This window comes from Pseudomonas sp. B21-053 (assembly GCF_026016365.1).
Taxonomy (GTDB): Bacteria; Pseudomonadota; Gammaproteobacteria; order Pseudomonadales; family Pseudomonadaceae; genus Aquipseudomonas; species Aquipseudomonas nunensis.
This window is the reverse complement of record NZ_CP087205.1, coordinates 3,490,719-3,503,876: the sequence shown is the minus strand read 5'-3', so window position 1 is coordinate 3,503,876 and position 13,158 is coordinate 3,490,719. Positions and strand designations below refer to the sequence as shown.

General features: G+C 58.2%; 13 protein-coding genes. 6 read left to right on the top strand and 7 right to left on the bottom strand.

Annotated elements, in window-relative coordinates; translation table 11 throughout:
• Positions 1–367: 367 nt before the first annotated feature.
• From LOY68_RS16080 to LOY68_RS16055, 6 genes are all read left to right on the top strand, one after another.
• The gene (locus tag LOY68_RS16080; RefSeq protein WP_054046112.1) at positions 368–1,471 is read left to right on the top strand and encodes an alpha/beta hydrolase; all 1,104 of its coding nucleotides are present in this window, start codon (positions 368–370) and stop codon (positions 1,469–1,471) included.
• Between the two features lie 108 nt (positions 1,472–1,579).
• Positions 1,580–2,299 carry an NADPH-dependent F420 reductase gene (locus LOY68_RS16075; RefSeq protein ID WP_265045703.1) on the top strand — a complete coding sequence of 240 codons (720 nt, stop codon included), beginning with the start codon at positions 1,580–1,582 and terminating at the stop codon, positions 2,297–2,299.
• Between the two features lie 79 nt (positions 2,300–2,378).
• Positions 2,379–2,852, top strand: a complete 474-nt coding sequence (locus LOY68_RS16070) for a (2Fe-2S)-binding protein (protein WP_265045702.1) — start codon at positions 2,379–2,381, stop codon at positions 2,850–2,852.
• 12 nt (positions 2,853–2,864) lie between these two features.
• Positions 2,865–5,105, top strand: a complete 2,241-nt coding sequence (locus LOY68_RS16065) for a xanthine dehydrogenase family protein molybdopterin-binding subunit (protein WP_265045701.1) — start codon at positions 2,865–2,867, stop codon at positions 5,103–5,105.
• Positions 5,106–5,164: 59 nt separating this feature from the next.
• The gene (locus tag LOY68_RS16060; RefSeq protein WP_239511995.1) at positions 5,165–5,542 is read left to right on the top strand and encodes a c-type cytochrome; all 378 of its coding nucleotides are present in this window, start codon (positions 5,165–5,167) and stop codon (positions 5,540–5,542) included.
• Between the two features lie 55 nt (positions 5,543–5,597).
• Positions 5,598–5,846, top strand: a complete 249-nt coding sequence (locus LOY68_RS16055) for a twin-arginine translocase TatA/TatE family subunit (protein ID WP_265045700.1) — start codon at positions 5,598–5,600, stop codon at positions 5,844–5,846.
• 186 nt (positions 5,847–6,032) lie between these two features.
• On the opposite strand, the gene LOY68_RS16050 is transcribed toward LOY68_RS16055, so the two are convergent.
• The 7 genes from LOY68_RS16050 to LOY68_RS16020 form a co-directional block, all read right to left on the bottom strand.
• The gene (locus LOY68_RS16050) at positions 6,033–6,926 is read right to left on the bottom strand and encodes an AraC family transcriptional regulator N-terminal domain-containing protein (RefSeq protein ID WP_413787196.1); all 894 of its coding nucleotides are present in this window, start codon (positions 6,924–6,926) and stop codon (positions 6,033–6,035) included.
• A gap of 40 nt (positions 6,927–6,966) precedes the next feature.
• On the bottom strand, positions 6,967–7,935 hold the full coding sequence (locus tag LOY68_RS16045) for an XdhC family protein (protein ID WP_265045699.1): 969 nt from the start codon (positions 7,933–7,935) through the stop codon (positions 6,967–6,969).
• 219 nt (positions 7,936–8,154) lie between these two features.
• Positions 8,155–9,453, bottom strand: coding sequence for an NTP/NDP exchange transporter (locus LOY68_RS16040; RefSeq protein WP_265045698.1), 1,299 nt, complete (start codon positions 9,451–9,453; stop codon positions 8,155–8,157).
• Positions 9,454–9,518: 65 nt separating this feature from the next.
• Complete coding sequence (locus LOY68_RS16035) at positions 9,519–9,875, bottom strand: antibiotic biosynthesis monooxygenase (RefSeq protein ID WP_163910084.1); 357 nt, start codon at positions 9,873–9,875, stop codon at positions 9,519–9,521.
• Positions 9,876–9,927: 52 nt separating this feature from the next.
• On the bottom strand, positions 9,928–11,022 hold the full coding sequence (locus LOY68_RS16030) for an NADH:flavin oxidoreductase/NADH oxidase (RefSeq protein WP_163910443.1): 1,095 nt from the start codon (positions 11,020–11,022) through the stop codon (positions 9,928–9,930).
• Positions 11,023–11,172: 150 nt separating this feature from the next.
• The gene (locus tag LOY68_RS16025) at positions 11,173–12,066 is read right to left on the bottom strand and encodes a LysR family transcriptional regulator (RefSeq protein ID WP_265045697.1); all 894 of its coding nucleotides are present in this window, start codon (positions 12,064–12,066) and stop codon (positions 11,173–11,175) included.
• Positions 12,067–12,079: 13 nt separating this feature from the next.
• Positions 12,080–13,060: a LysR family transcriptional regulator gene (locus LOY68_RS16020; protein ID WP_265045794.1), complete on the bottom strand. Its 981-nt coding sequence runs from the start codon at positions 13,058–13,060 to the stop codon at positions 12,080–12,082.
• Positions 13,061–13,158 lie beyond the last annotated feature (98 nt).

The window sequence follows — 13,158 nt, the reverse complement described above, 5'->3', positions numbered from 1 at the left end:
GTCACATAGCGATAGATTTCTGCGAGCACACATCAGGTGAGCGGCGCATGGCTGCGATGGCCGCTGACACTCCGGTTCCAAGTAAATGAAAGTGCCTTCGAGACAACTCATCCTGTGCGACGAATGTCGACGCATTGGGCAATCATTTCAGCAGATTGTGCAATCAGCCAATGATGGCGCCACCCTATACTTCTTAAGCATCCATGTATGGATGAATCAACTTTTACCTCATTCCTTCCATGCCGCCACTCGAGCGCGGATCAACAGATGTACCCGCTCAGTGATTAAGTTTTTGGAGAAGTTTTCGCGCAAGCAAGCTTTTAGATCGGTGTCCTTTCCTGCCCCATGCTCGACTCTGGAGTTAGCAATGAAGAATATTGAAGTAGACAAGAATCGTCGTGTTTTCATTGGCACCTCTGCGGTCGCGTTGTGCGGCATTGCAGTTGCGAGCGCAGGATTGATCACACCCAACTTGGCATCTGCTCAATCTAAAGCTAAAGCGTCGACAGGTCCCGCCGTGATTGGCCAGCCTGACACTAAAGGTATTTCGGTCGAGAGGGTCAGCTATCCCAACAGGAATACAGACAGCCATATAGCGGCCAACTTGTTCAAACCGGCTAATTTCGATGCCAGCAAAAAGTACCCTGCCATCGTCATTACGCATCCGATCGGCGGAGTCAAAGAGCAAACCGCGGGGTTGTACGCCCTTCGGCTGGCCGAGCAGGGCTTTATCACCTTGGCTTACGACGCCTCCTATCAGGGGGATAGCGGGGGTGAACCGCGCTTGATGGAACTTCCAACCGCTCGCGTGGATGACGTCAGCAGTTCGATAGATTTTCTGACCACGCTTGCGCAAGTGGATGCCAATCGAATCGGCTCTTTGGGCATTTGTGGTGGCGGTGGCTATGTTCTGAATGCGGCTCAAACGGAACAGCGCATCAAGGCAGTAGCCACTGTCAGCGCCGCCGATATTGGCGATCTGCGCCGCAATGGCCTGGCCAACTCCCGCAGCTACGAGGAGCGTATGAAGTTGCTGCAAGACGCCTCTGCACAGCGCAGCCGTGAGGCTCGTGGGGAGCCTATTCGCCTGACGCCTACGGTGCCGGAGTCGACAAAGGATTTCACCGCAAGTACTCCTGTCATGTATCGGGAAGGTTACGAGTATTACCGCACGGCGCGAGGCCAACACCCGAATGCTCCCGGCCGTTCGGTGTTCTCCGCCCTTCCCGCCCAGATGGCTTTTTTCGCCTTCGATCAGGTCGAGACGATTTCGCCACGGCCCGTACTCATGATCGCAGGCGGTAACGCAGACAGCCTGTATTTCAGCGAAAACGCGTACAAGAAAGCGAAGGAGCCCAGGGAGCTTCACTTGGTTCCAGGCGCGACCCATATCGATATGTATGACAAGCCGCAATATGTGGGCCCGGCGGTAGAAAAATTGACGGGGTTCTTCGACAAGCATCTGGTTTAAAACAACTGAGCCGTGCGTGCGACTGCCCAAGTCGCTTTGTTTTGCCAAGAACACCCGGCCACTTTGGTGGACATGAATCGCCAGACGGCAATGAAAAGGATCGTCCTTATGTCAATGTTTCTACGCTCCGTCGTGTTTGCACTCGCTGCATTCTGGGCCCTGTTGCTTTGCCCGGTCACTGCCAATGCCGCTGAAAAACTGCGTATCGCGGTGATCGGTGCTGGATCACACGGAGGGACTATAGGTCAGCTCTGGGTGAAGGCTGGTCATGAGGTCATGTTCTCCTCGCGCAATCTCTCAGAGCTTGACGCTATGGTGAAGCGATTAGGCCCGTTGGCGTCGGTAGGTACTCCGCAACAGGCAGCAGAGTTCGCAACCGTAGTTTTCTTCGCCGTACCCTACGACGCACTTCCAAAACTCGGACGCGACCTGGCGCCGGCACTGCGCGGCAAAATAGTGCTGGATGCGACAAACCCTCCGGATGACGGCAATCCCCTTTCTCGCGAAGCCTACGCCAATGGCGTTGGTGAAACCTCGGCCAAATACCTACCAGGGACACGGCTGGTGCGTGCATTCAGTGCAACCGATGCAACATCGATCAATGCGTCCTCGCGTCGTGACGGTGACAAGTTGGGTGTCCCGATTGCCAGTAACGACCCCCAGGCCCTTCAAGTCGCCGCACAACTGGTGCGCGATGTCGGAAGCGAGCCCGTCATAACCGGCAACCTGGCCACTGCACGCACCTTTCAACGCGGTGGCGCTGGATTCAGAGCCAACACGGATGCCGCAGCGTTGCGACAGTTACTGAATTTGCCGCCTGATGCATGACACCGGTCACGGCCAATTTCATTTTGAACACGTCACTTTCAAAAATTGACCCTATCCAATTCTCAGAGAGTTGCCTCCCATGAGCGTCCTCAACATCAATGGCCGTGATTACACAGTTGCCGTGGATCCTGGCACCCCGATTCTTTGGACCCTGCGCGACGCGCTGGGCATGACCGGCACCAAGTTCGGTTGCGGCGCAGCTCTGTGCGGAGCGTGCACCGTTCACCTGGATGGCCAGGCCATTCGTTCCTGTGTCACGCCCATTGTCGCTGCCCAGGGTCGCAAGATCACCACCATCGAAGCGGCGACTAATGGCAGCGACCCGGTCGGTACGGCGGTGCACGAGGCGTGGGTCAAGCACGACGTGGCCCAATGCGGCTACTGCCAGAGCGGGCAAATCATGAGCGCAACGGCGTTCCTCAAAGCTCAACCCAAGGGCAAGCAACCCACAGCGGCCGAGATCGACTCGGCCATGGCTGGCAACATTTGTCGCTGTGGCACTTATGTCCGTATCCGCGCTGCGGTGGCTGACGCCGCCAAAGCCCTTGCCTGATCGGAGCTCTCCATGCTGAACGACCTCTTCCCGGACGAACTCCCCCGCGTCCTGCAACACATGCTTGAACGCGAGCATGGTGACGGCCCCGCCACACTCCCACGCCGCAGTTTCCTCAAGATCGTGGGCATCGGCGGCCTTGCGCTAGGCGCTTTTCCTCACCTGGCCCTGGCACAACAGACCAATGGCGCGGCTGTAGAACCGCTCAAGCCGACTCAGCAACCCAACGCATTCGTGCAGATCGCGCCCAACGGCGAGGTGACGGTAACCATCAATCGACTGGAATTCGGCCAGGGTGTGCAAACCGGACTGCCGATGATCCTCGCAGAAGAGCTCGATGCCGACTGGAGCCTTGTGCGCAGCCGCAACGGCACCAGCGACATCGCCTACCAGGACCCGCGTTTCGGGATGCACCTCACCGGCGGTTCCAATTCGATCAAAAACAGCTACACCCAGTACCGTGAACTCGGTGCGCGTGCTCGCGCCATGCTGCTGGCAGCGGCGGCTGCACGCTGGAACGTGGACGTGGCCACCCTAAGCACACAGGCCGGCACAGTGCTCGGCCCAGCGGGTCGCAAAGCGAGCTACGGAGAACTGGCCGAGGCCGCAATGGCGCTGCCCGTCCCCGAGCAGGTCACACTCAAGGATGCTAAAGACTTCCGGATAATCGGCCAGGCCACCACGCGCATCGATGCCAAGGCCAAGAGCAGTGGCCAGCAGGATTTCGGCATTGACATGCACTTGCCAGCGCAGCTCACCGCCGTAGTGGCGCGCCCGCCGGTGTTCGGTGCCAAAATTGCTTCTTTGGATGACAGTGCGGCACGTGTCATCAAAGGCGTGAAGGCAGTGCTGCGCGTGCCACTTGATGGGGGCGCTGAGGGCGTGGCGGTCATCGCTGACGGCTACTGGCAGGCCAAACAAGGGCGCGATGCACTCAAGCTTGAATGGAATACGTCGGCCGTAGAGAAGGTCGATAGCGAGAAGCAGTTGGCCGACTACAAGGCGCTGGCAGGCCGCCCCGGTCCACACCACTTCGAGGCTGATATGGCGCCGCTCGCGACAGCGCCGCATACGCTGGATGCCGAGTTCGTATTTCCTTACCTGGCTCACGCGCCCATGGAACCACTGAACTGCACAGTCCAGCTGTCCGAGGGTCGCGCCGAATTGTGGGTGGGTACTCAGTTTGCCGGGGCCGACAACGCGGCCGCTGCGCGCGTGCTGAATCTCAAGCCCGATCAGGTTCAGATTAACGTGCAGACCGCTGGCGGCGGTTTTGGCCGGCGTGGAATCGCCACCTGCGACATTGTGGTTTTAGCATGCGAAGTAGCCAAGGCCGCGAGAACCGCAGGTTTGAATGTACCGGTGCGCACACTGTGGAGCCGTGAGGACGACATCAAAGGCGGCTACTACCGCCCAATGCACCTGCACCGCGCGCGCATCGGTTTCGACGACAGCGGCAAGGTACTGGCCTGGGATCACGTCCTGGTAGGACAGTCCATCGTAACGGGCACCATGTTCGGAGGTCGTGTGAAGAACGGCATTGACCCCACGGCAACCGAAGGGATGCGCGACCCCTATCCGATGCCCATGCGCCTGACCGTGCATCACCCGAAACTCAACGTACCGGTGCTGTGGTGGCGCAGTGTGGGCTCCACTCACACTGCGTTCGTCATGGAAACGTTGATCGATGAGATCGCCCGAGCAACCAAACAGGATCCCGTGGCTTACAGGATGAAGCTGTTTGCCGATAAAAGTCCGCGCCACATCGCGGCGCTGCAATTAGCGGTAGATAAAAGTGGGTACGGCAAGCGTCAACTGCCTGATGGTCGAGCCTGGGGTGTCGCGGTTCACGAGTCGTTCAGTTCGGTCGTGGCTTATGTGGTCGAAGCCTCGGTGCAGAACGGCCGCCCGGTGCTGCATCATGTGACGGCGGGCGTGCACTGCAACCTGGTCGTCAACCCTCGCAGCGTGGAGGCTCAGGTGCAGGGTGCGGCCCTGATGGGGTTGTCGATGTGCCTGCCAGGCGGTGCCATTACCCTGAAAGATGGCGTCGTGCAGCAGAGTAATTTTGCTGACTACAGCGTTCCGCGCATCACCGACATGCCCGAGTTTTCCATTCACGTAGTACCCAGCGCTGAACCCCCTACAGGGATGGGGGAGCCAGGCCTACCCCCTCTCGCCCCTGCCTTCGCCAACGCGATTGCCCGTATCACCGGCAAACCGCTACGTGAACTGCCTTTTAAACTCGCGTAAGCAAGGCGGTGCAGTGGACTGCACTGCACCGCCTTTTGATTGATGAGAGAGAAATCCAATTGACCAAGTACCTGAAATCACCTTGTACTCCAGACGTGCAGCCCCTGACGAAAGGCGCCATGGTCGCCACACTTATTCTGTCACTGGGAACACTTGCCAGCGTCGTGTGGCCGGCCCAGGCAGCAGCAAGCCAGGCTTTGGTCCAGAGCTACGCTTGCGTCGGCTGCCATCAGGCCAATGCCAAGGTCGTTGGTCCATCCTGGAAGGACATCTCGCAAAAGTACGGCGACGGCAAAGCGACCGCAGAGCAAATTGCAAGCAGCATCAAGGCCGGCAGCACTGGCAAATGGGGATCGATTCCGATGCCGCCGCAAGCCCAGGTATCTGACGCCGATCTGAAGTCAATCGCCCAGTGGTTGCTAGACGGCGCACAGTAATCGCCACAATCAGCATCTGCTTTCATCATCAACCTGTATTCAGCGAGATCACTGCATGGGTATTTTCGACTGGAAGCACTGGATCGTCATTATCATCGTCGTGGCACTGGTGTTCGGCACTAAAAAACTGAAGAGCCTGGGTCCGGATCTTGGCGAGACGATCAAAGGCTTTCGCAAAGCAATGAACGAGGACGAGAGCAAGCCCGGCGAGCAGCCCCTGGAGTCCCAGCAAGCACCAGGCAGCCCACCTCGAACCGTATACGTGCAAGCAAGCAAGGATGAAGTACTCGCCGGGAAAAATTGAGTAGCGTCGCATGTTCGGCATCAGTTCACCGAGCTGATGCCGCAACGGCTAGTGGCCGCGGGCGCCCTCCCAACGCAAGCAAAAAAGCCCGTCACTGGAGCAAGTGAGCGGGCTGCCAAAAGGGCCATCAATGCGGGTTAGTACCCGCGCATCATGGCGAACAGGCGATCGTTGCGCGTGTTTCTATCACAAGCGAATCCGCTTGATGTCCCGTTGTGGCGGCTCTCCAAACAGGCGGCTGTACTCGCGGCTGAACTGTGACGAACTTTCATACCCCACCAGCCCTCCCGCACTGCTCGCATCGACATTCTGGCTCAGCATCAGCTGGCGCGCCGCTTGCAGCCGGAGTTGTTTCTGATACTGCAAGGGACTCATTCCGGTCACAGCGCGAAAGTGCTGACGAAAGGTCGACGGGCTCATATGTGCATGGGTTGCCAGGTCATCCATGCGCAAGGCCTGGCGATAATTCAGTTTCAGCCAGGCTACGGTCTTGGCGATGTGCTGACTGGGTGAACCCGCCGCAATGACGTGCAGCAACTGTGGACCGTGAGCACCGCTTAACAGGCGAGCAATAATTTCTTCTTTGATCAGGGGCGCCACGGTCTCAAGCAATGTCGGCTCGCCGAGCAAATCCACCAGGCGCCTCAGCGCATCCAGCACTCCAGCGTCAAGGGCCTGTACGGTAACCGGCCGAAATTCGTCATCTCTCATGCGCTGCGACAACTTCATGCGGTCGGCTATATGCATCACGGAGGCGCTGTCCAGCGTCAACATAATGCCCAAAAACGGTTGAGCGGCACTCGCCTGGCTGACCTGTGAAATGACGGGCAGATCGATACTCGTGACCATGGACTGCCCGGGGCCGTAAGTCAGCACCTCATCCCCGACCAACACGCGCTTGCAACCTTGTAAGGTAACGCCGATGCCCAAGCCGTAAATACAGTGCAAAGGCGCAGTGACTGAATTGCGCCGGTACAGGTTCAGGCCTGGCAGTGCAGCGATCTTGTCAATATCGCTGCCCAAAACCAGACTCACGGCGCTCGCAAGACGACTGATATCGCCAGCAATCTGGTTGCTCATCGTTTCAGATTGCACATTCAACTCCTCGATAAGAACAGGTTTATAACTGGCCACGGTCAACACCATTGCTCAAGCGAACAATATCCGCCATGACCGCGAGGGCAATCTCCGCCGGAGTCTTGCTCCCCAAGTTAAGCCCGATGGGCGCATGAATGCGTTCGAGGGCCTGCGACTCCAACCCGCCAATGCGCTTCACCCGCTCCAGACGCTTTTCGCTGGTACGTCTGGAGCCCATGGCGCCGATGTAGAAAGCTGAGGTTCTCACGGCCTCCAGCAAGGTCAGATCATCCAGACGGGGGTCGTGGGTCAACGCCACAATCGCTGTGCCGGCATGACATCCGCCTTGGGCAATGAAGGTAGCGGGAAGCACCTTGAGCAACTCTACACCCGCCATGCTGAATCCCTCCGTCAACTCGGCGCGCGGGTCGCACACGATCACTTCATAGCCTAAAGCCACAGCGAAACCGGCACAGAACTCGGCAACCGGTGAAAGGCCTGCTACCAGCAGCCGCTGGGCGGCACCCACGCGAATTCGCACTTGATCACCGTCTACCAGGACAGGTGTGGTCACGCTCGCATCAGTTTCGTTGCGTCGTGCATTTGTTCCGAGTGAGACGTGACGTATAACTATCTGCCGCCCTTGCAGTGCACCGAGCAATACAGTGAAGTGCTCTCGCGCCTGGCAATCCGGCTCAAACCTTTCCAGCAGCACATCGAGCACGCCGCCACAAGGCAACGCCATAGACGGCGCAAGTCCACCCTCGCCGTAACGAACGATCTGGTTGCATTCGGCGAACTCATTCCGGGCGAGCCGCTCCAGAAAGTCCTCCTCTACACAGCCTCCAGACAGCGAACCGCAGAATGCCCCTGTCGGCAGCGCGACCAGCAGGGATCCTGGCCCACGAGGTGCAGAGCCAAACGTCGCAACGACCGTGCACATCCACACACAATGACCCTGTTCGAGCCATGCCAGCGCTTGCTGGATTACCTGAAGGTCAAGATTTTTCATGAGTCGGTACCGGACCGCACTTCCTCCGATGAGTATTCCACTGTGATCGACAAGCCTTGAACACGCTTGTCGGTGGAGTGACAAACCGGCCATGTGTGGACGGTCTCAGCAATCGCCTGAGTATGTGTTGCCCTCATGCTGGAGCGATTGCCTGATCGACGTGATTTATTGCCTAATCTGACGATAGATTTCGAAAATGGCAGAGTGTGACAAAGTATTTCAGGCAGCGTCACTGCTCAAACTGACGACGTGCTCACCGTTGTCTTTTGCTTTTTGCCTCTGCCGTCTGGCTAGCCAGAAGCATAGGCCGCTCCACAGTCCGGCCACGGGCACAATGATAATGGCCACGAATCCAAACCCCGCGCCCACTGCCGTCAACCCAACGGACAGCCAGCCACTGATGGCGTCCCCGCCTCGGTACACCAGCGTCTCGATAACATTCTTGGCTTTGTACTTTTCCTCGCGACTGACGACGGTCCAGAGCACTTCCCGCGCGGGACGCACAACGGAAAATTCGATAGCGCGACGCAGGCCTTGCGCCAGAGCAACCGTGGCCGGCACGGGTGCCAGTGCCATGGCAGTGAAAGCCACTATGGTCGCCACGGGCAGTGCGACCAGCGCCCCGCCGACGCCAACGAGGCGGATCAACGGCCCCGTCAGCAACAGTTGAAAGGTCAAGGTCAGCGCCGACACGATCAGATCGACGACAGCAAAAAACTGGGTTCTGCTGGCCACGTCCGAGTAACTGCCAGCGACTATCCGGCCCTGTTCGAAATACAAGAAGGTGGCGGCGGTCGTGTGCAGCAGCATGAATAACACCAGCCCCAGCAGATACGGTGATCGTGTGATCAGTGTGATGCCCGCGAGCATGCTGCCACCCATGCTTCGATCCCCAGGTGTCGGGTCGACAGACTGCGCATCAGTTCGCGACAACAGTGCCCGGTAGCAACGCACCGCCAACTCCAGCAGCACGGCCGCCACCAAGGTCAATGCGATCGGGCCAAGCTTCGTCGCCATGGTCGCTGCCAGCAGAGGGCCGACGAAAGTGCCCAAGGTTCCTCCCGCCGCAATAAAACCGAACAAACGCAGGCCCTGTTCGCTGGAAAACCGGTCGACCAGTACGCTCCAGAAAATCGAAACGATGAACAGGTTGTAGATGCTGATCCAGACGAAAAACACCTGACCCACCTGGACCGGCGCAATCTTGTTGGCAATCAATACGCCAAACACCAGCATCGTCAAGGCGACGAAGCGATAGATCAACGGCACAAAACGCGTGGCGGGTAGCCGCGAAACCAGTGCGCCAAACAGCGGAACCATCAGCAGCATCACCAAAAAAGTCGCGGTGAACAGCCACTGCAATTTGTCTGCGCCGCCCTCCAGGCCTAACGCATCACGCAGAGGGCGTACGAGGTAGTAGCTGGCCAGCACACAGAAATGAAACGCAAAACCCAGTAACAGCGCGGCTCTTTCGGATGGCAAGACGTTTGCCCACTTGAGCGTCCCCGCCGGCGTCATCGCTCAGCACCATTGATCGTGCGCAAATGGCTAGTGATAGACATGGGAACAAGCTCCTGTGCGAGTCATGCGGGTAGCTCTGTCGACACGCACTCTGCGCGCACCTCAGCAACAGCGTTGAAGGTACTGAACAGCAGAGCGCGGGCGTGATGCTGGCGCGCAAGGTGAAACAGATCTGGCTCAAACGTTTGAGAACGCACAACCGCCTGCTCGCCGTGCTCCCTGGTTGGCCACACAAGCTGCATGAGCACCCGATCGCCCCCTTCACTGACGTGCACACGAGCGCTGATGAAGCCCGGGCAGCATCGGGTAAAACGCTCGACACGCGAGATCAACGCTGCCACCAGATCCTGCACGTGAAGCGGGTCGACGATGAATTCAACGAACTGGCTGAACTGCTGATCGCGGGTTGACGAATTCATGAGTGTTCTCCAAAAAAGGTTCCCACAGAAAGCATCTGACGGCTGAGAACACTCAACTCATCCAGTTCTTCAGCCAGTACGCATAGGGCGTTGGAAGCACCGTCGACGCGTCCGGGATGTTCAGATCCCGCGCAGCCTGGAATGGCCAATGCGGGTTCGCCAGCAACGTCCGGGCAAAGCACACCAAGTCGAGCTGCTCGTTGCGCACGAAACTATCCGCTTCCCGGGCATCCGCGATCATCCAGCTGGCACCTACCGCCAGCCCGGTCTCTGCGCGAATGCGCTCGGCGTAGGGCACCATGAAATTGGGCGCCCATGGCACTGGCTCATCCGCGCCGGTGAGCACGAGCGAAACGTCAACAAAGTCCACCCCGTCTGCTTTCAGCCATCCCAGCACCTGGATGGATTCCGACAAAGACACCTCGGCCTCCTGACCGAACTCCACCACTCCCATGCGTACGGTCAATGGCAAATGATCCGGCCAGACTTGCTTGACCGCTGCCACGGTCTCGATCAGGAAACGTGCGCGATTCTGCAAATCCCCACCGTATTGATCAGTGCGGAGGTTGGCGTGCCGAGACAAAAAGCTCTGACCCAGAAAGCCGTGGGCGAAATGCAGCTCCAACCACTCAAACCCTGCCTGCAGAGCGCGAGTGGCAGCGCGGGCAAAATCATGTTGAGTTCGCTGAATTTCTTCTACGCTCATCTCGCTGGGAGTGTGCGACGTGCCAGCCAGGTACGGCAGTGCGCTAGGCGCAATAGGTTGCCAGGCTTGCGGATCGGATTCCGGCAGTGGCGCACCACCCTGCCAGGGCGGAGTACACCCAGCCTTGCGTCCGGCATGCCCAATCTGAATACCGGCTACCGCTCCGGCTGCCTTGATGGCGTGAGCCACAGAAGCAAAACCCGCAACCTGTGAATCGCACCAGAGGCCAGCGTCCCCGGGCGTGATCCGTCCTCTGGGTGACACCGCAGTAGCTTCGACCACCACCAGGCCGACACCGCCTTTGGCCAGGGTTTCGTAGTGGGTCTGGTGCCATTCATTCAGCAGCCCGTCACGGGCCTGGTACTGACACATCGGTGAGGCGACGATACGGTTACGTAGCGTGACGTCTTTCAAGGTGTAAGGGGTAAACAGAGAGGCCATCTGCAATTCATCCACGTCTATCAGCATGCCAGCAGTATGCTGCGCCCGCGACGTGATCCGGTTGCCTGATCGGCGCGATTGATTGCACGATTTGACACGCACTTGGAAGTACCTGCGCGTGCTCCGTACACGCAATGAAGCAAGTGTTGATTACCCTTGGTGACGCAACGCGTCAACGATGACCGTATGGGCGCGGGAAGATTGTTTGCGGCTTGGATAGTAGAGGTAGTAACCCGGATAAAATGCACACCAGTCATCGAGAACACGGACCAATCGCCCGGCGGCGATGTGCTCCAACACCATGTCTTCGGGAACGAACGCCAGACCGTAATCGGCAAGAGCGGCCCTGACAATAGGTGAACTGCTGTTGAATACCCATTGCCCACTGAAACGCAGTTTGACTTCCTGCCCATCCTTTTCAAAATCCCACGGCAGTAATCCGCCATGGGTTGGAAGACGCAGGTTGATGCAGTTGTGCTGAGCTAAATCCTGGGGTATCGCCGGTTTCGGCCGTGTCGCGAAATACGCTGGAGAACCCACAACGGCAATACGTAAATCCGGGCTGATGCGTACAGCGATCATGTCCTTGGCCACTTGGTATCCCAGACGGACACCGGCGTCATAACGCTGGGAAACTATGTCCGACAGCGTGTAATCGACGGAAATCTCGACGCTGATGTCGGGATACTCACACAGCACTTTCGACAGCTTGGGCCACAGGATGCTATTGGCGGCGTGTTCGGCTGATGTAATGCGGATCGTCCCCACGGGCTTGTCGCGCAATTCCTCCACCGCAGCGAGCTCGGCATCAATCTCTTCAAAGCGCGGTGCCACGTTGTTGTACAGGCGTTCGCCCGCCTCGGTCGTTGCGATGTTTCTGGTGGCTCGCGTGAGCAGTCGGACGCCCAGATGCGCCTCAAGTCCGCTGACAGCATGACTCAGCGCCGAGGGTGATACGCCGAGCAACGCGGCTGCCCGGGTAAAGCTGCCTTCGCGCACGACCTGAACAAAGGCGAGCACGCTGTTGAAGTTCTCTCGTGCCATTCAAAATCCCGGTTCAATCGTTAGTGCAGTGACCATCAATAATGCCGACTGGTCCGCCATCAGTACGCGTTGAATTCACGCCCGCAGTCTTCAGTGTTCCGTCCGCCGGATAGCGTAGTGCTTCGATCAACAAGGTCATCGCACGCGACAGGTGCCGACGACTCGGGAAGTAGAGGTAGTACCCGGTAAACGTCGGGCACCAGTCTTCGAGAACCTGTTGCAGTTGCCCACTGGCGACATACTGCCTGGCAACTTCCTGCGGCACATACCCCAGACCTAATCCGGCCAGAGCGGCCTGAAGGACCTGCCGTGTGTCATTGAAAACAAGTTGCCCCTCTACGCGCACATCAATTTGCTGCTCGCCTTTCTTGAGCGCCCATGGATACAGCTCGCCGTGACTCATCAAGCGCAGGTTGATGCACTCGTGATCGGCCAGGTCTTCAGGCTTCATGGGCGCAGGATGCGAGGCCAGGTAGGCCGGTGCACCGACGATTGCCACCTGCATGTCAGCGCTGATACGTACGGAATTCATGTCCTCGGCCAGTTCGTCGCCGAGTCGAATGCCCATGTCGTAGTTCTGCGCAACGATGTCGGTAAAGCGTGGCTCAACGCAAACTTCCACTTTGATCTCGGGATACCGGGGAAGTAACTCCGCAAGCCTCGGCCAGAGCACAGTCTCGGCGCCATTTTCTGATACACAGATGCGAATAGTGCCAGCAACGCTATCGCGCAATTCCCCAACGGCGGCCAGCTCTGCCTCGATCTCATGAAAATGGTGAGCGACGTTCTGCATCAATCGCTCGCCCACTTCCGTCGTGGACACGCTACGCGTGGTTCGGGTGAGCAACCGAACCCCCATTTTCTTTTCAAGTGCGCGAATCGTGTGACTCAGTGCTGACTGGGAAACGCCAAGTTGTGCCGCCGCGCGGGTGAAGCTTCGCTCGCGCGCAACCGCAATGAAGGCCATCAGGTCGTTGTAGTTTTCTCTCGGCATTGATGAGTTCACTTCAATAGGCTTTGCCACATTAGCATCTAGTCCCGTTGGCAAGCGGCCGTTAGATTGTTACAGGACATAAGCGGTATTTCGACGGA